The 23,357-nt window shown below is 71.6% G+C and carries 21 protein-coding genes; 6 read left to right on the top strand and 15 right to left on the bottom strand.

The window, feature by feature from the left end; translation table 11 throughout:
* Positions 1 to 9: 9 nt before the first annotated feature.
* The 3 genes from RBXJA2T_RS00355 to RBXJA2T_RS00345 form a co-directional block, all read right to left on the bottom strand.
* Positions 10 to 813: a CbbQ/NirQ/NorQ/GpvN family protein gene (locus RBXJA2T_RS00355; RefSeq protein WP_009855314.1), complete on the bottom strand. Its 804-nt coding sequence runs from the start codon at positions 811 to 813 to the stop codon at positions 10 to 12.
* 63 nt (positions 814 to 876) lie between these two features.
* Positions 877 to 1,233: a ribulose bisphosphate carboxylase small subunit gene (locus tag RBXJA2T_RS00350; RefSeq protein WP_009855313.1), complete on the bottom strand. Its 357-nt coding sequence runs from the start codon at positions 1,231 to 1,233 to the stop codon at positions 877 to 879.
* 35 nt (positions 1,234 to 1,268) lie between these two features.
* Positions 1,269 to 2,690 carry a form I ribulose bisphosphate carboxylase large subunit gene (locus tag RBXJA2T_RS00345; protein WP_009855312.1) on the bottom strand — a complete coding sequence of 474 codons (1,422 nt, stop codon included), beginning with the start codon at positions 2,688 to 2,690 and terminating at the stop codon, positions 1,269 to 1,271.
* Between the two features lie 131 nt (positions 2,691 to 2,821).
* On the opposite strand from RBXJA2T_RS00345, the gene RBXJA2T_RS00340 reads away from it, so the two are divergent.
* Complete coding sequence (locus RBXJA2T_RS00340; protein WP_009855311.1) at positions 2,822 to 3,805, top strand: LysR family transcriptional regulator; 984 nt, start codon at positions 2,822 to 2,824, stop codon at positions 3,803 to 3,805.
* 123 nt (positions 3,806 to 3,928) lie between these two features.
* On the opposite strand, the gene RBXJA2T_RS19975 is transcribed toward RBXJA2T_RS00340, so the two are convergent.
* Both RBXJA2T_RS19975 and RBXJA2T_RS00335 read right to left on the bottom strand, forming a co-directional pair.
* Positions 3,929 to 4,669 carry an HNH endonuclease family protein gene (locus tag RBXJA2T_RS19975; RefSeq protein ID WP_009855310.1) on the bottom strand — a complete coding sequence of 247 codons (741 nt, stop codon included), beginning with the start codon at positions 4,667 to 4,669 and terminating at the stop codon, positions 3,929 to 3,931.
* Between the two features lie 7 nt (positions 4,670 to 4,676).
* The gene (locus RBXJA2T_RS00335; protein ID WP_009855309.1) at positions 4,677 to 5,966 is read right to left on the bottom strand and encodes an AAA family ATPase; all 1,290 of its coding nucleotides are present in this window, start codon (positions 5,964 to 5,966) and stop codon (positions 4,677 to 4,679) included.
* A gap of 536 nt (positions 5,967 to 6,502) precedes the next feature.
* Here RBXJA2T_RS00335 and RBXJA2T_RS00330 point away from each other — a divergent pair.
* Together RBXJA2T_RS00330 and RBXJA2T_RS00325 are read left to right on the top strand one after the other, a co-directional pair.
* A complete protein-coding gene (locus RBXJA2T_RS00330; RefSeq protein WP_009855308.1) occupies positions 6,503 to 8,179 on the top strand; it encodes a 2-isopropylmalate synthase in 1,677 nt (558 codons plus the stop codon).
* A gap of 243 nt (positions 8,180 to 8,422) precedes the next feature.
* A complete protein-coding gene (locus tag RBXJA2T_RS00325; protein ID WP_009855307.1) occupies positions 8,423 to 9,433 on the top strand; it encodes a metal-dependent hydrolase in 1,011 nt (336 codons plus the stop codon).
* Here the strand turns inward: RBXJA2T_RS00325 and RBXJA2T_RS00320 are convergent.
* The 6 genes from RBXJA2T_RS00320 to RBXJA2T_RS00295 all read right to left on the bottom strand — a co-directional run bounded on the left by RBXJA2T_RS00320 (position 9,430) and on the right by RBXJA2T_RS00295 (position 15,350).
* The gene (locus tag RBXJA2T_RS00320; RefSeq protein WP_029718669.1) at positions 9,430 to 10,134 is read right to left on the bottom strand and encodes a dihydrofolate reductase family protein; all 705 of its coding nucleotides are present in this window, start codon (positions 10,132 to 10,134) and stop codon (positions 9,430 to 9,432) included. The genes RBXJA2T_RS00325 and RBXJA2T_RS00320 overlap by 4 nt on opposite strands.
* Positions 10,135 to 10,186: 52 nt before the next feature.
* Positions 10,187 to 10,645 carry an SRPBCC family protein gene (locus tag RBXJA2T_RS00315; RefSeq protein WP_009855305.1) on the bottom strand — a complete coding sequence of 153 codons (459 nt, stop codon included), beginning with the start codon at positions 10,643 to 10,645 and terminating at the stop codon, positions 10,187 to 10,189.
* A 58-nt stretch (positions 10,646 to 10,703) separates the two neighbouring features.
* Complete coding sequence (locus RBXJA2T_RS00310; RefSeq protein WP_009855304.1) at positions 10,704 to 12,656, bottom strand: hybrid sensor histidine kinase/response regulator; 1,953 nt, start codon at positions 12,654 to 12,656, stop codon at positions 10,704 to 10,706.
* A 221-nt stretch (positions 12,657 to 12,877) separates the two neighbouring features.
* Positions 12,878 to 13,627, bottom strand: a complete 750-nt coding sequence (locus RBXJA2T_RS00305) for an SDR family NAD(P)-dependent oxidoreductase (RefSeq protein WP_029718670.1) — start codon at positions 13,625 to 13,627, stop codon at positions 12,878 to 12,880.
* A 79-nt stretch (positions 13,628 to 13,706) separates the two neighbouring features.
* A complete protein-coding gene (locus tag RBXJA2T_RS00300; protein WP_009855302.1) occupies positions 13,707 to 14,291 on the bottom strand; it encodes a TetR/AcrR family transcriptional regulator in 585 nt (194 codons plus the stop codon).
* Positions 14,292 to 14,372: 81 nt separating this feature from the next.
* Positions 14,373 to 15,350 (bottom strand): Bug family tripartite tricarboxylate transporter substrate binding protein, encoded by a 978-nt coding sequence (locus RBXJA2T_RS00295; RefSeq protein WP_009855301.1) that lies wholly within the window; start codon positions 15,348 to 15,350, stop codon positions 14,373 to 14,375.
* Positions 15,351 to 15,544: 194 nt separating this feature from the next.
* On the opposite strand from RBXJA2T_RS00295, the gene RBXJA2T_RS00290 reads away from it, so the two are divergent.
* Positions 15,545 to 17,461, top strand: a complete 1,917-nt coding sequence (locus RBXJA2T_RS00290; protein WP_009855300.1) for a B12-binding domain-containing radical SAM protein — start codon at positions 15,545 to 15,547, stop codon at positions 17,459 to 17,461.
* A gap of 10 nt (positions 17,462 to 17,471) precedes the next feature.
* On the opposite strand, the gene yfiB is transcribed toward RBXJA2T_RS00290, so the two are convergent.
* From yfiB to RBXJA2T_RS00270, 4 genes are all read right to left on the bottom strand, one after another.
* Positions 17,472 to 18,008 (bottom strand): outer membrane lipoprotein YfiB, encoded by a 537-nt coding sequence (gene yfiB, locus RBXJA2T_RS00285; protein ID WP_009855299.1) that lies wholly within the window; start codon positions 18,006 to 18,008, stop codon positions 17,472 to 17,474.
* A complete protein-coding gene (dgcN, locus tag RBXJA2T_RS00280; protein WP_009855298.1) occupies positions 18,005 to 19,249 on the bottom strand; it encodes a diguanylate cyclase DgcN/YfiN in 1,245 nt (414 codons plus the stop codon). Before dgcN ends, yfiB begins: the two co-directional genes overlap by 4 nt.
* Positions 19,246 to 19,818: a regulatory sequestration protein YfiR gene (yfiR, locus tag RBXJA2T_RS00275; protein WP_009855297.1), complete on the bottom strand. Its 573-nt coding sequence runs from the start codon at positions 19,816 to 19,818 to the stop codon at positions 19,246 to 19,248. Before yfiR ends, dgcN begins: the two co-directional genes overlap by 4 nt.
* A gap of 151 nt (positions 19,819 to 19,969) precedes the next feature.
* The gene (locus tag RBXJA2T_RS00270) at positions 19,970 to 21,304 is read right to left on the bottom strand and encodes a ferredoxin reductase family protein (RefSeq protein ID WP_009855296.1); all 1,335 of its coding nucleotides are present in this window, start codon (positions 21,302 to 21,304) and stop codon (positions 19,970 to 19,972) included.
* A 292-nt stretch (positions 21,305 to 21,596) separates the two neighbouring features.
* Here RBXJA2T_RS00270 and RBXJA2T_RS00265 point away from each other — a divergent pair, with 292 nt between their 5' ends.
* Together RBXJA2T_RS00265 and RBXJA2T_RS00260 are read left to right on the top strand one after the other, a co-directional pair.
* The gene (locus RBXJA2T_RS00265; protein WP_206026548.1) at positions 21,597 to 22,421 is read left to right on the top strand and encodes a M48 family metalloprotease; all 825 of its coding nucleotides are present in this window, start codon (positions 21,597 to 21,599) and stop codon (positions 22,419 to 22,421) included.
* Positions 22,422 to 22,638: 217 nt separating this feature from the next.
* Positions 22,639 to 23,357: AfsR/SARP family transcriptional regulator (locus tag RBXJA2T_RS00260; protein WP_009855294.1), on the top strand; the 719-nt coding region annotated here is incomplete at its 3' end.

The raw sequence follows: 23,357 nt of genomic DNA, 5'->3' as shown, positions 1-23,357 counted from the left end.
CCCGTGCGTTCAGAAGAAGGTCGCCACGGCGGCGTCCAGCGCGTCGCGCATGTCGGGGTCGTCGGTGATCGGCCGCACCAGCGCGACGCGGCACGCGGCCACCGGCGCCACGCCGCGTGCGATCAGCTCGCCGGCATGGATCAGCATGCGCGTCGACAGGCCCTCGTCGAGGCCGTGGCCCTTCAGGTTGCGCGCCCGTTCGGCGATGGCGACGAGCTTGTCGGCGACGGCCGGCTCGATGCCCGCCTCGTGGGCCACGATCTCGGTCTCGACCGCGTGCGCCGGGTACTGGAAGTCCAGCGCCCCGAAGCGTTGCTTGGTCGACTGCTTCAGATCCTTCATCGCGCTCTGGTAGCCCGGGTTGTACGAGATCACCAGGTGGAAGTCGGGATGCGCGCGCAGCAGCTCGCCCTTCTTCTCGAGCGGCAGCGCGCGGCGCTTGTCGGTCAGCGGGTGGATCACCACCGTCGTGTCCTGGCGCGCCTCGACGACCTCGTCGAGGTAGCAGATCGCGCCGTGGCGCGCGGCCACGGCCAGCGGGCCGTCCTGCCAGCGCGTGCCGGCAGCGTCGAGGAGGTGGCGGCCGACGAGGTCGGAGGCCGTCATGTCCTCGTTGCACGCGACGGTGACCAGCGGCTTGCCCAGCCGCCACGCCATGTGCTCGACGAAGCGTGTCTTGCCGCAGCCGGTCGGGCCCTTGAGCATCAGCGGCATCCTGGCCGCGTAAGCGGTCTCGAACAGCAGGACTTCGTCGGCGACGGGGCGGTAATAGGGTTCGGCGGGAATGCGGTACTGCGCGAGGGTGTCGTTCATGCCAGTTCCTGTCGTGCCCCCGCCGTGCGGCCGGGCCGCCGCGGCGGGGCGGAGTTGCGGGGCTCAGACCGCGCGGCCGCGATAGATCACCATGTTGGCGCCCTGGCTCTGGCTGAAGTTGTCGTAGCCGATCAGGCGCACGTGGTTGCCGGGGTTGGCGCGGTGGCAGGCCTCGAGCTCGGCGAGCACGAGGTCGATGTCGGTCTCGCCGAACATCGGCAGCTTCCACATGTACCAGTAGCTGTGCATCGCGTGCTGCGGCTCGACGTGCTCGATGGCCGGGTTCCAGCCGTTCTGGACGATCCAGTCGATCTGCTTGCGGATCTGCTGCGGGCTCATCGGCGGCAGATAGGAGAAGGTGCCCATCTTGCGGCTGCCCGGATCGCTCAGGCGCGAGGCGTAGTCTTGTACGGTGCTCATGGTTCAGTCCTTTCGGGTGACGGGAAGGGGGCGGCTCAGCGGTGCTGGACGTCCAGCTTGTCGACGACGTCGAACTCGAAGCGGACCTCCTTCCAGGTTTCCATCGCGACCTTGAGCTCGGGGCTGGTGCGGGCGGCCTCGGTCAGGATGTCCTTGCCTTCCTTCTCCAGCGCGCGGCCCTCGTTGCGCGCCTGCACGCAGGCTTCGAGCGCGACCCGGTTGGCGCAGGCGCCGGCGGCGTTGCCCCAGGGGTGGCCCAGCGTGCCGCCGCCGAACTGCAGCACCGAGTCGTTGCCGAAGATCGTCACCAGCGCCGGCATGTGCCAGACGTGGATGCCGCCGGAGGCCACCGGGAACATGCCGGGCATCGGCCCCCAGTCCTGGTCGAAGAAGATGCCGCGCGAGCGGTCGGCCTTGATGTGGCGCTCGCGCATCAGCTTGACCCAGCCGAGCGTCGCCTCGCGGTCGCCTTCGAGCTTGCCGACGACGGTGCCGGAGTGCAGGTGGTCGCCGCCCATCAGGCGCAGCAGCTTGGCCAGCACGCGGAAGTTGATGCCGTGCACGGGGTTGCGGTCGATGACGCCGTGCAGCGCGCGGTGCACGTGCAGCAGCATGCCGTGACGCCGGCACCACTTGGACAGGCTCTGGTGCGCCGCCCAGCCGGTGGTGAGGAAGTCGTTCATGATGATCGGCGAACCGAGTTCCTTGGCGAACTCGGCGCGTTCCATCATTTCCTCGGTGGTGCCGGCGGTGACGTTCAGGTAATGGCCTTTGCGCTCACCCGTTTCTTGTTGAGCTTTGTCAATGGCCTCCTGCACAAAGGAGAATCGATCGCGCCAGCGCATGAACGGCTGCGAATTGACGTTCTCGTCGTCCTTGGTGAAATCGAGACCGCCGCGCAGGCATTCGTAAACGGCGCGGCCATAGTTCTTCGCCGACAGGCCGAGCTTGGGCTTGATCGTGCAGCCCAGCAGCGGCCGGCCGTACTTGTCCATCTTGTCGCGCTCGACCTGGATGCCGTGCGGCGGCCCCGGGCAGGTGGTGACGAACCACAGCGGGAAGCGCACGTCCTCCAGCCGCAGCGAGCGCACCGCCTTGAAGCCGAAGACGTTGCCGCACAGCGAGGTGAACACGTTGACGACAGAACTCTCCTCGAAGAGGTCCATCGGGTAGGCGATGAAGGCGTAGAAGGCCTCGTCGTGGCCCGGCACGTCCTCGATCGCGTAGGCGCGGCCCTTGTAGTACTCCAGGTCGGTCAGCAGGTCGGTCCAGACCGTGGTCCAGGTGGCGGTGGACGACTCGGCGGCGACGGCCGCGGCGGCCTCCTCGCGCGAGACGCCGGGCTGGGGCACGACCTTGAAGACGGCGAGGAAGTCGGAATCCTTTACCGGGTAATCCGGCTGCCAGTACATCGTGCGGTACTCTTTGACGCCGGCGTCGTATTTCTTGGCTGCCATGCGGCTCTCCAGGACGGGGGTTGTGGGTGGCACCCGAAGCGTTCGGGGTGGCCGCACTATGGCGAGCGTCGCGAATTAGCAGAACTGGATAATTTTTAGCCTCGCTATAGCGGTTTGTTTATTCTTCGGCCATGCGCTTCAGCCTCCGCCAGATGCAGATCTTCGACGCCGTCGGGCGCCGTCTGAGTTACACCCGCGCGGCCGAGGAACTGCACCTGACGCAGCCCGCGGTGTTCGCCCAGGTGCGGCAGTTGGAGGAGGCGGTGGGGCTGCCGCTGCTGGAGCGTGTCGGCAAGCGGCTGCACCTCACCGCGGCCGGCGAGGAGGTGCTGGCGGCCAGCCGCGAGACGCTGGACGCGGTGGAGCGGCTGGAGATGCGCCTGGCCGACATGCAGGGCCTCAAGCGCGGCCGGCTGCGCATCGCGATGGTGACCACCGCCAAGTACCTGGTCCCGCGCCTGCTGGGCGAGTTCTGCAGCCGCCATCCGGGCATCGAGGCGTCGCTGACCGTGACCAACCGCGAGAAGCTGCTGGCGCGGCTGGCCGCCAACGAGGACGACCTCGTCATCCTCGGCAAGCCGCCGTCGGAGCTGGACGTGGTGGCCACGCCGATCGCCGACAACCCGCTGGTCGTGCTGGCCCGCCACGACCACCCGCTGGCCGGCCGCAATGCCATCCCGCCCGAGCGCATCGCCGCCGAACCCTTCGTGCTGCGCGAGCCCGGCTCCGGCACGCGGCTGGCCGCCGAAGACTTCTTCGCCGCACGCGGCTGCCGGCTCAAGGTGCGCATGGAGTTGGGCAGCAACGAGGCGATCAAGCAGGCCATCGTCGGCGGGCTCGGGATCTCGGTGCTGTCACGCCACACGCTGGCGCTGGAGGGCGATGCCGGCCCGCTGCGGCCGCTCGACGTGGCGGGCTTCCCGCTGATGCGCCAGTGGCACGTCGCCTACCCCGCCGGCAAACACCTGTCCGCCGTGGCCTCGGCCTTCATTGCGCACCTGCTCGCCAACCGCAGCGGGACGGCGGCGCCGGCGCCGCAGGTGGCAGCGGTGGTGACGGGGCCGGTGCCTGCGGCAGCGCCAGCGAAGATGGTCTGCGTCGACGACGGGGGGTGAGCGCGGGGCGGCGGATTTGCAGCGATTACGGCTTGTCCTCAGTGGGAGCCGAACTCAGGGCGCTGAAGACGCTACAACGTTTGAATTGAAGGCAGTTCTTGATAGGTCAACAAAGACAGAGGGTCACACTGCTGCCGCACAAGCCTGCCAGGCAGTCGGTTGCGATCGCCGTAGCTTGATGAACGCTGGCTCGTTGCGCCCAGCCCAGTGGAAGCACCACGGCAAGAGGCCGTGGTCATCGGCTTCCTGCAGGTCGGCCAGCAACTTTCCGCGAGGAAACTGAGGCGCGTTGAGCGCGCGCTCAATCACCTCCACAAGCCGCTTGAAGGTCAGCCGGTAGCCAGCGGCCAGTGCTTCCCGCTTGTCCAATTCCAGCGCTTCAACTGTCTTAACCCCTTTGGTACTTGGGCCGTGCCGCGTGGCGTCAAACCGGGCCATCAGGTTTCCAGTATCCACGTCAAAGTCCAGGTGCAGCCATGGGTCTTCGGCGCACGGATTCACCAGCAAAGGGCGGCCATTGCGGGAAAGAGGAAAACGGCTTCCCTTGATGCGTCCGCATTCGGTGCAGCACAGCAGCCAGTTGTCCCATTTGAAAGCACGCTGGGGGTAGCGAGCTTTAGGCCAGAAGTGATCGATATCGGTACCGTGCGCGTCCAGGCAATACATGCAGCGCTGGCGCGGACCCATGGCACCTTGCAGCAGCCCCAAAGCAGACTCGCCAATTACTTTGGTCTGCCTGGCGCGCTTCCAGATGCCTTCGATGTCGAGTTGTCCCCTCAGGTGAGCCACCGTGACGGCGGCCTCTTTCTTGGTCAGATACGTCTGGATGGACGTAGATGCTGCCGGGCGTTGAACCTTGCGCATGGCCGGGTCAGTTCTCCGCCTCGGGCTGCACAAATAACTTCAGTTGAGAGAACTGGCTCTTTTCGGTCGGGGTGAAGTTGACGCCCGCATTGAGCTTAGCCTTGAGCGCACTGTACCTGGCGCGAGCCTCTACCGCCCGCGGTGAACGTGTGTTTTGCAGACCGAAGGCGCGGGACAGCAGGATGGTGTCCGGCCGTGCGGAAATGATGAGCTGATGCTCTGCCTCACTCAACGCCCGGGCTGGCTCTTGGCTGCCGGGCTCAGGCAGAACAAACAGACCATTAGGGTCAGCAGCCTGGCAAATAATGGGGCTGTGCGTGGTCACCAGGAACTGAATGCGAGGAAAGTGCTGCTTCAGCCAGAAACCGATCTTCTGCTGCCACTCGGGGTGCAAATGCGCGTCGATCTCGTCGATCATCACCACGCCACTGCGCACCACCGTCAGCCGTCCATGCTCATCGCGCTCAGTTAGTCCCTCGAAGCCATACGCCTTGACCAAATGACGCAGGATATCGATCAACAGTGCGAGGGCAGCGCGATAGCCATCGCTCATGTCGGGCCAGGCCAAGCGCAAACCATTGCGATCCTTGAGCCACAGGCCATCAGAGTCCACTGTGTCTACGGTGATCTGATTGGGCATCAGTTCGTCGCGGAGTACGCCCAGAATGAGGTCCAGCAAACGGGTTTCGGCTTCGCGCTTCTCCAGCTTCTTGTGGCTGAGGTCGCGCAGCCATTTGTCCACGGCCAGCAATGAGGCGGCTTCCTGGAACATGGTGACATACCGCTCGGTGATGGGTGCCACCATCAGCTCTGTTGCTTCAGAGGACGCCCCGAACACGCGGCGGAAAGGACCGTAGCCACAGGAGAACCAGCCTGAAGCTTGCCCTGACCAGGGGCCACGCGCTGCGGCGGCTGCCTTCTTGGCCTTGGCTTGGCCATCATCCAGCACGACCCGTCCCGCGTGCTCATTGAGAGTCAGAACGGCATCGAAAGCCTTGTAGGACGTTCGACCGCCACTCATGTACTCGTCAATGCCCTGCTCGGGCTGCAGGGTCAGAGTGATGTCGCCTTCTGTGAAGCCGTCGCGCACCCAACGCTGCAGGTTGGGTTGCAAAGAGCGAGCGACCTCCCGCCCCACCAGCCCCAACGCAATGGCCTTCAGCAAGGTACTCTTGCCGGCGCCGTTGTCACCCGTGAACACTGTCCAGCCCGCGTGGCTGCCGCCAGGACGTACAAGGTTGAATGACAGTTTCTCGAAGCCCTTGACGTTGCGCAGTTGGATCCTGTCGATGTACATGCGGTGAACCTTTGCAGGCAACGGAGCAATGGGGCGATTCAGAGGGGGCCACCAACCGCTTCTCCCTGGCGGTCGGCACGGCTGAAGCTCGATTCTCGCTCAGGCGCTTGAGCAGTTCGGTGCAGTAACCTGTGAATGTCTGCTGCCCGTTGCAGCGGGCTCTCCGACACAGTCACAGTCGCGCGAGCACGCCGGATCAATCTGAAGCCGTCATCCCCCACCAACCGTCCCCTCCGGCCGCCCCTCCGCCTTCCCCCATAATCCCCCCCATGCCCGCCCGCCTCCCGCACTCCCTACGCCTATGCCTGACGCTGGGCCGGGATCCGCACGTGCGCGCGGCTGACACGACCCCGTTCGCGGGTCGCTAGACACTCCCCCAGATCCCGGCCTCGAAGCGGCGCCTGCCAGGGCACCGCAGGGGAGCGACGTGCCGTTCGCCGGCATCCGCAGCACGTTCCCCCCGCCCTGTCGTCCGTAGACCCGCGTCCGCACGCCGCCCGCTCGAGGGCCGCGCGGCGCACCGCTTCGAGGCCCCGATGCTGCAAGCCCCCGAGACCAAGTACCGCCCCTATCCCGCCCCCGTGATGGACAGCCGCCGCTGGCCGTCGCAGACGCTCGTCCAGGCGCCCGTCTGGCTGTCCACCGACCTGCGCGACGGCAACCAGGCGCTGTTCGAGCCGATGAACGCCGAGCGCAAGCTGCGCCTGTTCGAGCTGCTCGTCGGCGTCGGCTTCAAGGAGATCGAGGTCGGCTTCCCGGCCGCGTCGGCCACCGACCATGCCTTCGTGCGCCGCCTGATCGACGAGCAGCGCCTGCCCGCCGACGTGACGCCGATGGTGATGACCCAGGCGCGTGAAGACCTGCTGGTGCGCACCGTCGAGTCGCTGCGCGGCGCGCGCCGCGCCATCGTGCACCTCTACAACGCCACCGCGCCGCTGTGGCGCCGCGTCGTCTTCGGCATGGGCGTGGACGAGGTGCTGGCCTTCGTCGACCGCCACGTGCGCCTGCTGCGCACGCTGACCGACGCCGCGCCCGAGACCGAATGGGTGCTGCAGTACTCGCCCGAGACCTTCTGCATGACCGAGCCCGAGGTGTCGCTCGCCGCCTGCAGCGCGGCGCTGGAAGCCTGGGACGCCGGCCCCGGCCGCCCGGTGATCCTGAACCTGCCGACGACGGTGGAGGTCGCCACGCCCAACGTCTTCGCCGACCAGATCGAGTGGATGCACCGGCGCCTGCCGCGCCGCCAGCACGTCGTGCTGTCGATCCACCCGCACAACGACCGCGGCACCGGCGTGGCCTGCGCCGAACTGGCGCTGCTGGCCGGCGCGCAGCGGGTCGAAGGCACGCTGTTCGGCAACGGCGAGCGCAGCGGCAACGTCGATCTGGTGACGCTGGCGCTCAACCTCTACGCGCTGGGCGTGGCGCCGGGGCTGGACTTCTCGGACATCGGCCACGTCGCGCGCGAAGTCGAGGCCTGCACCGGCCTGCCGCTGCACCCGCGCCACCCGTACGCCGGCGACCTCGTCTTCACGGCCTTCTCGGGCTCGCACCAGGACGCCATCCGCAAGGGCATGGCGGCGCAGGAGCCGGGCGGCCTTTGGCAGGTGCCCTACCTGCCGGTGGACCCGCAGGACCTGGGCCGCACCTACGACGGCCTGATCCGCGTGAACAGCCAGTCGGGCAAGGGCGGCATCGCCTGGCTGATGGAGCGCCACCACGGCCTGGCGATGCCGCGCCGGCTGCAGGTGGAGTTCAGCAGCGTCGTGCAGGCGCACGCCGACGCCGCCGAAGCCGAGGTCGACGCCGACACGCTGTGGCAGCTGTTCGACGCCGCCTACCTGGCGCCGACGGCCGCCGGCGGCGCGCTGGGCTGGCAAGGCCACGCGCTGGCGGCGGTGCCGGGCGGCGTCGAGATCAGCCTGGACGTCACCGGCGCCGACGGCAGCGCGCGCCACCTCGTCGGCCGCGGCGCCGGCCCGGTGGACGCGGCGGCGCAGGCGCTGCGCAGCGCCTTCGGCATCGCGCTGGAGATCGTGCACTTCGAGGAGCGTTCGATCGGCGGCGGTTCCGACGCCGCCGCCTGGGCGCTGGTCGAGGCCACCGCGCCGGGCGTGGCCGGCACACGTTTCGGCGCCGGGCGCCACGCCGACATCGCCACCGCCGGCGTGCTGGCCGTGCTCAGCGCGGCGGCGCGGCTGGGGGCGGCGGGCTGAACAGGCCCAGAGCTCCCGCGTCGCCTTCCACGACGTCACGCGGCGCGCCCTCACCCCGCGCCCGCGTGCACACCCCGGTCACGAGCCGGGGCGTGAGCCGGCCCGCCGCGCCTGCCATCCGCAGGCGCCGGCGCGGGCCGGTCGCGGCCGAACCCGGCGCCAGGCCACCCGCGTGGCCTGGCGCCAGGGCCGGCCAACCCCGGAGCGGCCCAGGGCACAAGGCCGCCACCGCCAGAATCGGCCATGGACTCCGTTTCGCAACTGGCGCTGGGCGCCGCCGTCAGCGTGGCGGTGATGGGCCGGCGCACCGCGGTCTGGAAGGCCGCGGCATGGGGCGCGGTGGCCGGCACGCTGCCCGACCTGGACGTGCTGGTCGACCACGGCGACGCCATCCGCAACATGGTGCTGCACCGTGGCGCCACGCACTCGCTGTTCTGGCTGACGCTGCTGTCGCTGCCGCTGGCCGCCGCCGTGGCGCGGCTGCACGGCGAGGGCGCGCTGTGGCGGCGCTGGTGGCTGGCGCTGTGGCTGGCGCTCGTCACCCACCCGCTGCTGGACACGATGACGGTCTACGGCACGCGGCTGGCGCTGCCGTTCAGTGACTGGCCGTACGCCGTCGGCAGCATCTTCATCATCGACCCGCTGTTCACGCTGCCGCTCCTGGCCGGCGCCGGCTGGGCGCTGGCGTCGCGCGGCAGCGCCCGCGGGCTGCGCGCCAACGCCGCCGGGCTGCTGCTGGGCTGCGCCTACCTGGGCTGGAGCGCGGTGGCGCAGGCCCAGGTAGAGCGCGTGGCGCGTGCCTCGCTGGCGGCGCAGGGCATCACCGCCGGGCAGGTGCTGGTCACGCCGACGGCCTTCAACACCGTGCTCTGGCGCGTCGTCGCGATCGACGGGGCGCACTACCACGAGGGCTTCTACTCGCTGCTCGACGAGACGCCGACGATGCGTTTCGACCGCTTCGACCGCGGCACCGCGCTCGCCCCGGCGCTGCAGGACATCGCCGGCGTGCGCCTCGTCGCCGCGTTCAGCAAGGGCTTCTACAAGCTGCACGCCGACGGCGACGAGCTCTTCGTCACCGACCTGCGCATGGGCCAGGAGCCGGCCTACGTGTTCACGTTCGCCGTCGCCGAACGGCACAGCCCGGTTCGGCCGCTGGCCACGCCCGAGCAGCGCAGCGCCCGCCTCGACGTGCGCCTGGGCCTGGCCTGGCTGTGGCGGCGCGCGCTGGGCGAGGAACTGCCGCCGCCGCGCTAGGGAGCGCCTTCGCCGTTGATCACCTCGTAGTTCAGCAGCAGCCACGAGTGCTGCAGCCGGCGCACCTCGTCGAGCACCAGGGCCTTCACCTGGCGCAGTTCGGCGGCGTCGCGCAGCGGCGCGCCGTCGACCAGCGTCGGCGTCGTCGCGCCGCCCACCAGCGCCGGGGCCAGCACCAGCGACACGCGGTCGACCAGGCCCTGGCGCAGCAGCAGCGCGTTCAGCGTGCCGCCGGTCTGGATCGTCAGGCGCTCGACGCCGTGCAGCGCCTTCAGCGTGCGCAGCAGCTCGCCGAAGTCGATGCGGCCGTCGAACGGCAGGATCTCCAGCCCTTCGGCGCCCTGGCGGGCAAACACCGGGTGTGCGGGGTTGGCGGTCGCCAGAAACAGCCGGCGGCAGCGTCCGAGCAGGTGGTCGATGCCGGCCAGCGTCAGATGGTGGTCGTCGGCGATGACGAAGCTGACCGGCAGCCGCACGGTCGCCGGCCCGGCCACGTTGACGCCGATCTTGGCCATCACGCGGCCGCTGTTCAGCGCGAACAGGTCGGTGCAGCGCTCCAGCTCGTAGTACTGCGCCAGGCCCTCGCCGACGCCGGGCAGCGCCGGCAGGTCGCGGTCGAAGTCGCGCGTGTCGACGTCGCCGGTGGAGATCTTGCCGTCCACCGAGGACAGCATGAAGAGAGTCGTGACGGGGCGGGACATGGTCGCGGGCGGGTGGCGTGGGGCGGCGATTGTCGGCCCAGCGCGCACGCCTTCAGCCCGGTGCGCCGCGTTCGCACAGCGCCTTCAGCCTCTGCAGCGCTTTCGGCCAGGCGGCGGCCAGGTAGGCCTCGTAGGCCGGGGTGACGTCCTGTTCCACCTCGACGCGCGTGCCCTCGGGCGTGGGCACGAAGCGGTAGTTCTCGAGTGCGCCGGCCCAGGCTTCGGCGGCGTCGCCGCTGGTGTCCTCCTCGCCGTTGGACAGCACGCCGAGGTGGCGCAGCGAGGTGTAATCGCCGGGCCGGTGCCCGGCGATCTCGGACAGCATGCCGTCGCCGCCGGGCGCCAGGAAGCGGATGCGCTCGCCGGCCAGCCAGCGGCCCTCGTAATGCGAGCCTTCGCAGAAGGCCGTGGTCCAGTCGCGGTAGTCCTCGGGGTCCAGCATGCGCTGGCAGACCAGCGCCGGCGGCGCGGCGATGTCGACGGCGAAGAACAGGCGCTTGAAGTCGGGCATGGGGGCCCCTGGCGGGCAGCGGCGGCGCGCGGGGCTGCAATCGGCGAGCCCGCGTGCTTCAGCCGGGCGCCGGCGCCTCGTCCAGCCAGCGCCGCAAGGCATCGAACAGGCGCTGGGGCTCCACCGGCTTGGACAGGTGGTCGTTCATGCCGGCGTCCAGGCAGGCCGCGCGGTCCTCGGCGAAGGCGTTGGCGGTCATCGCGACGATGGGGACGGCGCTGCCCAGGTGCTCGCGGATCTGGCGCGTGGCGGCCAGCCCGTCCAGCCCCGGCATCTGCACGTCCATCAGGATCAGCGCGTAGGGCGAGCGCAGCGCCATCTCCAGCGCCTGGCGGCCGTTGTCGGCGGTGTCGACCCGCAGCCCCACCGCTTCGAGCAGGTCGACCACCACCTCCTGGTTGATCGGGTTGTCTTCGGCCAGCAGGATGCGCCGGCCAAGATGGTCCGCGCGCAGAGGCCACGGGTCCTGCAGCGGCGGCGGCAGCGGCTGCGTGCCCTCGGGCGGCGGCAATCCGAACTCGGCGCTGACCCAGAACGTGCTGCCTTCACCCAGGCGGCTGTCGACGCCGGCCTCGCCGCCCATCAGCGTGGCGAAGCGGCGTGTCAGCGCCAGGCCCAGGCCGGTGCCGCCGTGGCGGCGCGTCGCCGAGTTGTCGCCCTGATCGAAGGCCTCGAACAGCCGCCCGAGCTGGTCCGGGGCGATGCCCGGCCCGCTGTCCTGCACCTCGAAACGCGCCAGCAGCCGGTGTTCGTCTCGCCACAGCTCGCGGCCGTGCAGACGCACGCCGCCGCGGTCGGTGAAGCGCACGGCGTTGGCCAGCAGGTTGATCAGCACCTGGGCCAGCCGTGTCGGGTCGCCGATCAGGCGCTCGGGCAGCGGCGTGGTGTCGACATCCAGCTCCAGCCCCTTCTCCGCCGCCTTGGTACGCACCATCGACAGCGAACGCTCCAGCACTTCGTCGAGGCGGAACTCCTCGCGCTCCAGGCTCAACTTGCCGGCCTCGATCTTGGACAGGTCGAGGATGTCGCTGACGACCTGCAGCAGATGCCGCGCGGCGCCGTCGACCTTGGCCAGGCGGCTGCGCTGCTGGTCGTCGGTGGCGTCGCGCGCCAGCAGGTGCGTCAGGCCGATGATGGCGTTCATCGGCGTGCGGATCTCGTGGCTCATGTTGGCCAGGAAGGCGCTCTTGGCGCGCGTGGCGGCATCGGCTTCGGCTGCGCGCTGCACCAGCTGCACGTTGAGTCGTTCGAGCTCGATCTCTGCGCGCTTGACGTCGGAGATGTCGGCGACGATGACGTTGAAGCCGCGCACCCGTCCATCGACGCGGTCGGGGATGTACGACGCGAGCGTGTAGCCGGTGCTGCCGTCGGCTCGCGTCATCGTGCGCTGGAAGCGCTGTTCCTCGCCGGCCAAGGCGCCGCGGATGTGGCGCTCGTTGGCGCGGAACAGCTCCTCGCCCAGCAGGTCCTGCATCCGCATGCCCAGCACTTGCCGCGGCGTGCGGCCGAACCACTCCAGGTAGGCGATGTTGGCAAAGCGGCAGCGCAGGTCCGCGTCCCAGTAGCCGACCATGCCCGGCAGGGCGTCGGCGATGGCGCGCATAAAACGTTCGTGCTCGGACAGCGTGTCGCGTTCTTCGGCCAGTTGGCGCAGGCGCTCGTGCGTGTCGTCGGGCACAGGGACTGGCGCCGGCGCTGCGGGCCGCGGCCGGAACGCGGCCAGCGCGCAGATCAGCAGCGCCTCCAGCACGAACACGCCCCAGGCCTGCGCGCCGGCGCCGGGTGCAGCGTAGACCGCCCCAGCGGCACCGAGCGCGGCCGCCACCAGCCCCGGCCCGATGCCGCCGGCCCATACGGAGGCGATGACGGGCAGCAGCAGAGGCAGGAACAGCGTGTCGGCGGGGGCCGCCGACTGGCGCCAGACGAGCAGCACGGCCGGCGACGACGACAGCGCGAGCAGATAGGGCCAGAGGCGCGGCCCGCGAGGCGTAGCCGGCTCGCGCTCAGGCATGCGCACGCGGATGCGCCGGGGCGGGAGAACGAACGGCAGCTGGGGTCACGGCGCGCTCCGGTCACTCGGGCCAGGCCTGGCACCCGCAGGCGAGCGGCCTGCGGGATGGGCTGCGCATTATTCGGCGGCCGCCCCGCCCTCGGGTGCGGGAATGCCCGCGACGTCCCGAATGCGAAGGACAGAGCGCGGAACAGTCCACGCTCCGGCCGCCGCCCCGGAACTCAGAGCTTGGTGCCGCCACTGGCGTCGACGACCTGGCCCGTCGTCCAGGCACCGTCCGGCCCGGCCAGGAAGGCGACGACGCCGGCCACCTGCGCCGGCTGGCCGATGCCCGGCAGCGCCTGCACCTGGGCCAGCGTCTCCTGGCCGCCCGGGGCGTGGATCCAGGTGCTCATGCGCGTGTCGATCGCGCCCGGCGCGACGACGTTGGCGGTGATGCGGCGCGGGCCCAGTTCGGCCGCCAGCTGCAGCGTCAGCACGTCGACGAAACCCTTGGTGGCGGCGTAGGCCGTGATGCCGGGGAAGGCGGTGCGTGACACCGCGCTGCCGATGTTGATGACGCGGCCGCCGTCGGGCATCAGCGGCAGCACGCCCTGGGTGACGAAGAACAGGCTGCGCACGTTGACGGCGAGGAGCTTGTCGAAGACCTCGGGCGTGGTCTCGGCCAGCGTCGCGAACGGCGCGACGCCGGCGTTGTTGACGAGGATGTCGACACGCGGCAGCGGCAGCGCCTTCAGGCCGTCGACCAGATGCCGGGCGCCGTCGGCAGCCGCCAGGTCGGCCTGCAGCAGGTGCACGCGGTGGCCGCCGTCGTGCAGCGCCGCGGCCACGGCCTCGGCTTCGGCACGGCCGCTGCCGTAGTGCAGCACCAGCTCGGCGCCGTCGGCGGCCAGCCGCCGTGCGATCGCTTCGCCGATGCCACGCGAGGCGCCGGTGACCAGCGCGATCTTTCCGTCCAGGGGCTTGTTCATCACGATCTCCAACTTGACCATTTGGTCAATAAAGGGTGAAAGAAATGCCGCTCGCGCGGCCGGGCGGGCACAGGGCGGATCAGGCCCTGTCGAGAACTCCGAGGGTCAGCGCCGCCAGCCGCTCCATCTGCTGGCGGCTGCGGCCGGCGCGGGCGGCGACCCGCAGCCCGCTGACGAGTGCGGCCAGCAGTTCGGCCAGGTCGGCCGACGGCGCTTGGTTGGCGACCGAACCGTCGCGCTGGCCGCGTTCGACGCTGGCGCGCAGCAGTTCGTGCGTGGCCTGCCAGCGGCTGGTCAGCGCCCAGGCCAGCGGTGCCTCGTCCAGGCCCTCGACGAGGCCGGTGGTGACGATGCAGCTCTTGCGCCCGGGGTCGGGACTGGCGCAGTCGTCCAGCATCGCGGCGAAGAAGGCCTGCAGCGCGGCGCGGCCGTCGCTCGCGCCCTGCATCGCGGCGGCGACGTGTGCCGCACGCCGCGTCGCGCAGTCGATGGCCTGCAGATACATCGCCTGCTTGTCGCCGAAGGCGTTGTACAGGCTCTGCTTGCCCAGGCCGGTGGCCTGCTGCAGCAGCGCGAGGCTGGTGCCGGTGTAGCCGTGGGCGGCGAAGACGTCGGTCAGACGCTCCAGCACCTCGGCTTCGGAGAAACAGCGTTCGCGCGGCATGGGACGCAGCCTACACTGTTTTTGACCAATCGGTCAAACCTCGCGCTGACGGACGCGCAGCCGGAGGGCTGCGCGCCGCCGTCACTCCGGCTGGAACCCGGCGCTGCGCAGCAGTTCGGCACCCTGCGCGACGTCGCGCGCGACGAAGCCCTTGAACTGCTCGGCGCTCTCGGTGACCGGCGTGATGCCCAGCTTGGCCCAGGCGCCGCTGCGCGCGAGTTCGGTGGTGGCGGCGTTGATCGCGGTGTTCAAGGTCGCCACGCGGGCCGGTGGCGTGGCGGCCGGTGCCCAGACGCCGTACCAGGAGGCATAGGCAAACTCGGGCAGCCCGCTCTCCTTGAAGGTCGGCACCTCGGGCGCCAGCGCGCTGCGCCGTGCCGCGGTGATCGCGATCGGCTTCACCTTGCCCGACCTGGCCAGCGGCAGCAGCGAGATCATCGAGTCCAACACCAGGTCGGTGTGGCCGCCGGCGACGTCCATCAGCGCCGGCTGCGTGCCCTTGTAGGGCACGTAGGCGAGCTCGAGCCGCGCGTCGCGCGCCATCAGCAGCGTCGCCAGGTGGCTGGGCGCGCCGGCCGCCGGGATGCCGGCCGACCATTTGCCGGGCTGCTGGCGGATCGTGCCGAGGACCTCGGCCAGCCGGGTCTGTGTCCGGTTGGGGGCCAGCACCAGCATCAGCGGCGCCTCGCCGACACGCGCCACCGGCGCGAAGTCGGTCTGCGGGTCGTAGGGCGCGTTCTTCAGCACCTGCTTGGCGAGCACGTGCGTGGCCGCCGAGAACAGCAGCGTCTGGCCATCGGCCGGCGAGGACAGCACCGCACGGCCGCCGATCGTGCCGCTGCCGCCGGCGCGGTTCTCGACGACGACGGTGACGCCGAGCTGCTTCTGCAGCTGCGTGCCCAGCAGCCGCGCGGCGGCGTCGACGCCGCCGCCGGCCGCGAACGGCACGACGATGCGCAGCGGCTTGTCGCGTTCGGGGAATGTCGCCGCCTGGGCCAGGGCCGCCGCCGCAGGCGCGGCCAGCAGCAGGGCCAGGGTGGCCCGCAACCATCGCTTCATCTTGTCTCCTGGTTCTCTTGGCGGCCTGCGCAGCCTGCCTCGCGGGGCAGGTCCGGCGGGCCGGGAACCTGCACTCTAGGGAGCGTGCTGCCTTGCGCCTAGCCGAGCTTCGCAGCTTTCAGACTTGCCGGAAAAGGCATGTCTTGACGCGCTGGCCGCGGGGTCGGCCGCCGCGGGCGAGAATCCCGCCACCGATGAGCGCCCCCGACCTCCGCGTGCTCGCCGTCATCCCGCCGATGACGCAGCTGAACACGCCCTACCCCTCGACCGCCTACCTGACCGGCTTCCTGCGTTCGCGCGGCATCGCCGCGATGCAGACCGACCTTGCGCTGGCGCTGGTGCTGGAGCTGTTCACGCCGGCCGGCCTGGCCGCCGTGCGCGCATGCGCCGCGGCGCTGCCTCCCGAACGCCGCACGGCGCGGCTGGACGCCTTCGAGGCGCAGTTCGAGCGTTACGCGGCGACGATCGCGCCGACGATCCGCTTCCTGCAGGGCGGCGACGCGACGCTGGCGCACCGCATCGCCGGCCGCGCCTTCCTGCCCGAAGGCGCACGCTTCTGCTCGCTCGACGTCTACGTCGACCCCGACGACCCCGAAGGCGGCGACCCGCTGGCCTGGGCCTTCGGCGCGCTGGGCACGCAGGACCGCGCGCGCCACCTGGCGACGCTGTACCTGGACGACCTGGCCGACGTGCTGCGCGACGCCGTCGACGCCCGTTTCGAGTTCGTGCGCTACGCAGAGCAGCTGGCCGCCAGCCAGCCGAGCTTCGAGCCGCTGGCACAGGCGCTGGCGGCGCCGCCCAATCTGGTCGACGCGACGCTGCAACGCCTGGCGCAGGCCGCGCTGGCCGAGCACCGGCCCGACGTCGTGCTCTTGAGCGTGCCCTTCCCCGGCTCGGTCTACGGCGCGCTGCGCATCGCCCAGGCGATGAAGGCGGTGCAGCCGGGGCTGCGCGTGGCGCTGGGCGGCGGTTTCGTCAACACCGAGCTGCGCGAGCTGTCGGACGCGCGGCTGTTCGACTACGTGGACGCCGTGACGCTGGACGCCGGCGAGCGCCCGCTGCTGGCGCTGCTGGAGCACTGGGCCGGCAAACGCTCGCGCCAGCGCCTGGTGCGCACGTTCATGCGCGACGAAGGCGGCGTGGTGCGCTACCACGACATCGGCGAGGCCGACGTGCCGTTCGCCGAGGTCGGCACGCCGACCTGGGACGGGCTGCCGCTGGGCCGCTACCTGTCGCTCTTGGACATGCTGAACCCGATGCACCGGCTGTGGAGCGACGGGCGCTGGAACAAGCTGACGGTGGCGCACGGCTGCTACTGGAAGAAGTGCAGCTTCTGCGACACCAGCCTGGACTACATCTCGCGCTACGACGCCGCCGGCGCGACGACGCTGGTCGACCGCATCGAGGCCATCGTCGCCGAGACCGGGCAGACGGGCTTCCACTTCGTCGACGAGGCGGCGCCGCCGAAGTCGCTGAAGGCGCTGGCCGCCGAGCTGCAGCGCCGGCAGCTGGCGATCTCGTGGTGGGGCAACGTGCGCTTCGAGAAGAGCTTCAGCCCCGAGCTGTGCCGCCAGCTGGCCGACAGCGGCTGCATCGCGATCAGCGGCGGGCTGGAGGTCGCGTCCGACCGGCTGCTGGGGCTGATGCAGAAGGGTGTGTCGGTCGAGCAGGTGGCGCGCGTCACGCGTGCCTTCAGCGACGCCGGCATCCTGGTGCACGCCTACCTGATGTACGGCTTCCCGACGCAGACGGTGCAGGACACCGTCGACGCGCTGGAATACGTGCGCCAGCTGTTCGAGGCCGGCTGCATCCAGTCGGGTTTCTTCCACCGCTTCACCTGCACCGTGCACTCGCCGGTGGGGCGTGATCCGGCGGCCTACGGCGTGACGCTGCAGCCGCTGCCGCCGACGACGTTCGCGCGCAACGACGTCGGTTTCGTCGACCCCACTGGCGTCGACCACGACCGCCTGGGCACGGCGCTGAAGAAGGCGATCTACAACTACATGCACGGCGTCGGCCTGGACGCCGACGTGCGCAGCTGGTTCGACCAGCGTGTGCCCAAGCCGACCGTGCCGCGCGGGCGCATCGCGCGGGCGCTGGAGCGGCGCTGAGGCAGGCGCGTCAATCGGCCACGACGATCAGCGTCACCCGCCGGTTGCGCGCCCGGCCGGCCTCGTTCGTGTTGTCGGCGATCGGGCGCGCGGCGCCGAGGCCTCGCACCTGCAGACCGGCGGCGTCGAAGCCGGCGCCGGACAGCGCACGCGCGACGCTGGCGGCGCGGCGCAGCGACAGCGCCTGGTTGTAGGACGCGGCACCGACGTTGTCGGTGTGGCCCTCGACGTGCATGCGGTGGATGCCGGCCTCGGCCAGCTCGCGGCCCAGGCGGCCCAGGCGCTCGATCTGCAGCGGGGCCAGGCGGTCGGCATCGAACTCGAACAGCAGCGCCATCGACAGGTCGAGCTGCCAGTCATCCCCCTCGGGCCGGAAACCCAGGCCCTGCAGCGTGCGCACCTGCTCCGGCGAGAAGCTCGGGCGCGGCGGCGCCGCGGGCGGCACGGTCTGGCAGCCGGCCACGGCCCAGGCGGCCAGGGCCAGCAGCGCCGTGCGGCGGCGGGTTGCGGGCAGGGGGGACGGGGAACGGCCGAGGCGGTGGGTCATGGCGGTGTGTCGGTGGCGGCGGGGCGGTTGCGGCCGGCCTGCTTGCAGCGGTACATGGCGCGGTCGGCGGCGGCCAGCAGCTCGGCGGCGCTGGCGCCGTCGTCGGGATAGACGGCCGCGCCCAGGCTCGCCGAGGGCCGCAGCAGCCGCCCGCCGGGCAGCGGCAGCGGCTCGCGCACCAGGGCTTCGAGGTGCCGCGCCATCGGCTCCAGCTCCTCGCGCGTGCGCAGCGGCGCGACCAGCACGACGAACTCGTCGCCGCCCAGCCGCGCGACCAGGTCGTGCTGGCGCACGCCGCGGCTCAGGCGCGCCGCGAGCGCGCAGAGCACGGCGTCGCCGGCCTCGTGGCCGTGCTCGTCGTTGATGGCCTTGAAGCGGTCGGCGTCGGCGAACAGCAGGCCGACCCGTTCGCCCTCGCGGCGGGCGCGGCTCAGCGCCTCGTCCAGCCGCTCCTCGAAGGCGTGGCGGTTGGCCACGCCGGTCAGCGCGTCGCGCCGGCTCTGCTGCGACACCGTCTCGTAAGCCTGGCGCAGGGCCTCGTTGCGCGCGACGAGCTCGGCCTCGTAGGCCTGCACCTCGTCGAGCAGGGCATTGAAGTCGCCGGCCAGCGCGTCGAGCTCGGCCACGGCGACCGGCTCGACGCGGCGCCCGAAGGCGCGCGCCTGGCGGATCGAGCGTGTGGTGCGCGACAGCGCCAGCAGCGGCTGCAGCACCAGCGCGTCCTGGCGGCGAGCCGTGGCCGCCACCGTCAGCGCAGTGGCGGCCACACCGAACAGCAGGCCGAGCCCGGCCCACAGCAGCAGCGCCTGCAGGAAGCCGGCGTCGCCGGCGAGCACCAGGCGCCCGGCGCTGCGGCCGTCGACGACGATCGGCAGCTCCACCGTCGGCGACAGCCGGCGCTGCAGGGCGTCGAGCGTGCCGGCCGGCGCGCGCTCGTAACGCGCGAACTCGTGGCCGTCGCCCAGCACGATGCGCGCCGAGTCCAGGCGCTCGGCGCCGCCGATGCCGGCCAGCAGGCGCGTGGCCTCGCCGTCGTCGGCAAACGCGACGGCGGCTTCGGTCGAGTAGGCGATCGAGCGGCCGATCAGCTCCAGGCCGTGCAGCTGGGAGGCCTTCAGCTGCCAGGCCGCACCGACGGTGACCACCGTGCAGACGACCAGCAGCGCCGCCAGCGCGACCCGCAGCTGGCCCTGGCGCAGCACCGCGCCCAGCGGCAGTCTGGCGGCGCCGTCGAGCGTCATGCCTTCGGTCCCGGCCGCGCCAGGCGCAGCACCTGGGGATGCACGCGCAAGCCGCCACGCGCGACGGCGTCGAGGTTGACCTCGAAGCTGTGGCGGTCGCCGATGCGCTGCAGACAGAACATGCCGCCGTCGCTGCAGAACTCGTGGCCCCAGCCGATGGTCAGCACCGGCTGGCCGGCGAGGCGGCGCAGCGTCTCGCGATGGGCCGCCGGCGGCCAGCCGTCGAACAGCAGCACCGAGCAGGCGGCCGGCGGGGACAGGTGGCGCGCGGTCTCGACGACCTCCAGCCCGCGCGCGTCGGGTGCACGTTCGAGCTGCGCGCGCAGCTCGGCACCGCTGCCCTCGCCGACGCACAGGCGCAGCGGGCCGTCGGCCGGCCAGCGCGTGTAGCGCACGATGCCCAGCACGATCGCCGCCGGGCTCAGCGCCGAGCGGCTCTCGGCGACGGTGGACGTGGTCTGGGCCTGGGCCGCCGCGGCCAGCGCCAGCCCGACGGGCAGGACCTGCAGCAGGCGGGCACCGACGCCGCGCGGGAGACGGCGGGCGGCACGGCAGCGGGAATCGGTCATCGGGTCGCGGTGGTCTGGCCGGCCGCGTGGCCTGGGTGCCGCGCGGCCGGCGGGCGGCGGGCCGCCCGTGCCGATGATCCCCCCGGCGCGATGCCCGAGCGCGCGACCGCCCCCTCATTCGCGCGGGGCGGCCGGCGTGCGTCCTGCACGCTCAGCGCATCTCGAACAGCTCCTGGTGGAAACGCCCCGGCGGCAGGCCGGCGGCGGCCAGGTCGCGCTTCAGGGCCTCGCCGAAGGCCGCCGGGCCGCAGAACCAGAAGTCGGCGTGCAGCCAGTCGGGCACCAGCTGGCGCAGCCGGGCGGCGTCCAGGCGGCCGTCGCGGGCGTCCTGCAGCACGTGCAGGCGCACGCCGGCGGCGCCGGCGTCGGCCGCCAGCCGCGCCAGCGCGGTGGCGTCGACGGCGGCCGTCGGGTGGAACATGTCGATCGTGCGGCCATCGGGGTGGCGCGCCAGCGCCTGAAGGCGGGCGACGAAGGGCGTGACGCCGATGCCCGCGCCGATCCACACCTGCCGCCGCTGCCGGCCCTCGAAGCGGAAGCGGCCGTAGGGGCCTTCCACCGCCACCGCGTCGCCGGCCTTCAGCGCCTGCGGCAGCGTGCGCGTGTAGTCGCCCAGCGCCTTGATGAGGAAACGCAGCCGGCCGTCGCCCGCCCAGGCCGAGGCGATCGTGAACGGGTGCGCGCCTTCGGCGGCGTCGAAGGTGACGAAGGCGAACTGGCCGGCGTCGTGGCCGCGCCAGCCGTCGGCCAGCTTCACCGTCACCGCGGTGACCTGGGTGCCGGGCAGGAACTCGACGCTCTCGACCCGGCCTTCGACACGGCGGGCACGGCCGATGCGGCGCGCCAGGCTCATGAAGGCCGACACCGTGCCCACGGCCATCAGCGCGGCCAGCACCAGGCCCACCGGCTGCAGCCAGTACTCGGCCTTGGTCAGCACCACCGAGTGGAAGACGAGCACCAGATAGACGAGCGCCATCGCACGGTGGGTCTGGAAGAAGCGCCGGTACGGGAAACGCTTGATCAGCGCGATCGCGATCAGCGCCAGCATCACGTAGAAGGCGTATTCGCCGATCTCCTCGGCCGGGTGGCGCAGGCCCTGCATCAGCGCGAGCAGGCTGTCGGGCTCGAGCTGGGGCCGCGGGCCGCGCTGCGGGCGTTCCAGCCAGCCGGCCTGCACCAGCCACTTCGGCCCCTTGGCGAACAGCCAGTGCGCCACCGACAGCACCAGCCCGGCGATGCCCAGCCACTTGTGCAGCCGGTAGCCCTTGTCCAGGCCGTGCAGGCGTTCGTCCAGCCAGGCCGGGCGCAGCGCCAGCAGCATGCCGGCGCTCATCAGCCCCATGCCCAGCACGCCGCTGCACTGCACCAGCAGGTTGCGCCAGGGGAAGACGCCTTGCGCGGCCGCCAGCGCGGACGCCTCGGCCGCCAGCCACAACACGCTCAGCCCGGCGGCGAGCGCGACGAAGGTGGTGCGGATCGTTTTCATGACGGACTCTCGGGATTCGATGCCGTCATGCTGCGCGTGCGAGGTGAAGCTGGTCTTAAGACAGCGCCGCGCGGCCTTGCGTCGCCCGTCGGCCGCCTTCAAGCCGATTCGGGCGCAAGACGCCTGACAGGCGCCGCAATCCTGCGTTGCGACAAGTCCTTTGACTTGACTCCAGAGGCTTGATTGAAAGCAGTCGTTAGACTGTAACGGCAGCTTGACAGGCGATTTCACGAACTGGCAAGCCCACCGTGGCACGCAGGCAGCCACACCCGCAGCCGTAAGGAAGGACCTCATGAAGTACACAACCAGAGCAGTGGCCGTGACGGCCCTGGCCGCACCGGCCCTGCTCGCCACCACGCCTGCCGTCCCCGCGAGCACGCCCAAGTACCTCGCCGAACGTGTCGACTGTGCCGCCGTCGCCGGCCTGTCGCTCGCGCCCGGCCAGCTCTCGGTGCTGCTCGTCGACGAATCGGCCAAGCCCGCACCGGCACGCCTGGAGCGTCTGCGCGCGCCGGCCTGCCGCGCCATCGCCGCCGCCCAGCGTGTCAACGACGACGGCTGGATGGACCGCGACTGGCTCGGCGACGTGATCGTCTCGGCCGTCGACCCGGCCGACGGCAAGCCCGCCACCGACCTGCAGCAGAGCCGCCTGCGCGCGCCGCACTACGTCGTCACCGTCAGCACCACGCTGGCCGACCAGGCCACGCCCGACGCGCTGACCTTCTCGCTGTCGCGCGAGCTCGGCCACGGCGTCTACCGCCACGGCACGCGCACCGCCGCGCTGCGCCTGCTGTCCACCGGCTTCTACGCCACCAGCGTGCTGGGCTTCGGCATGCTGCCGACGATCAGCGCCTCGGTCGTCGCCAGCGGCGCCGCCGTCGACGCCGGCCTGGGCGTCGGCACCTGCCTGGTCGCCGGGCTGAACAAGCGTTTCGAGCTGCAGGCCGACGCCTTCGCCGTGCGCTCGCTGCAGGCGCTGGGCACGCCCAAGGCCCAGGCGCAGCAGGTCGCGCTGGACGTGCTGCGCGCCGCGCCGGCCGAAGAAGGACGCTGCATGGACGCGCAGAACGCCACCGCCGGCACCTTCGCGCGCAGCCAGGCCGTGCAGGCGCTCTGAGCGTCCACATTCCCGGCAACGGCCGCCTTCGGGCGGCCGTTTTTGTTTCCCGGGACGTGGGATGTCGTCTCCCGCGCCGCCTGGGCATGCTGCGCGGCGGCCGATAAGAGGGGGGTAAGCGCCCAGCGTGTACACCGTCCCGGCCGCACCCGTGCGCAAGGAGGACCACGAATGCTCCCCACAGCCTGCCGCCCGGCACCGGGCCGCCACAGGCACGATGGCTGAGCCCGCGCCGCCGGCCGGCTGGCGGCTGCGGCTGGGCGGCGCGCCGCAGCTGCTCGAGGCCCAGCCGCAGGGGCGCACGCTGGCGCTGATCGCGCTCGACGCCGCCTGGCTGGCGCTGGCCGCCGCGCCCGAAGGCCGCGACAGCCGCCAGGTCGCGCTGCTCGTCTGGCCCGACGCCGGCGAACGTGGTGCGCTGAACAACCTGCACCAGCGTGTGCACCGGCTGCGCCGCACCACCGGCGCCCGCCTGGTCGAGACCGGCACGCGCTTCGTGCTGGCTGCCGACCTGGAACTGCCGCCCGAGGACTTCGCAGCGCTCGCCGCCACCCCCGAAGCCGAGCCGGGCGAATGGCTGGCGGGCTGCGACTTCACCCACCGGCCGGCCCTGGCCGAGTGGCTGGAGCATCAGCGCGCCGCGCGCGGCGCTGCCTGGCGCGAGGCGCTGGCAGCCCGCGCCGCGGCGGCCGAACGCGACGGCGCGCTGGTGCTCGCGCTGCGCTGCGCCGAACGCCTGCTGGCGCTGGACCCGCTGAGCGAACACGCCCACCGCCGCCTGATGCGCCTGCACCACCTGCGCGGCGACCGCGCCGGCGCGGTGGCGGCGTTCGAGCGCTGCGAGCGGCTGCTGAAGGACGAACTGGGGCTGACGCCCGACGCCGAGACACGCGCCCTGCTGAGCACCGTCGAACGCGGTCGAGGCGGCGAACTGGC

Source organism: Rubrivivax benzoatilyticus JA2 = ATCC BAA-35 (assembly GCF_000190375.1).
In the GTDB taxonomy this organism is placed as follows: Bacteria; Pseudomonadota; Gammaproteobacteria; order Burkholderiales; family Burkholderiaceae_C; genus Rubrivivax; species Rubrivivax benzoatilyticus.
This window is presented reverse-complemented; position numbering and strand designations above follow the sequence as displayed.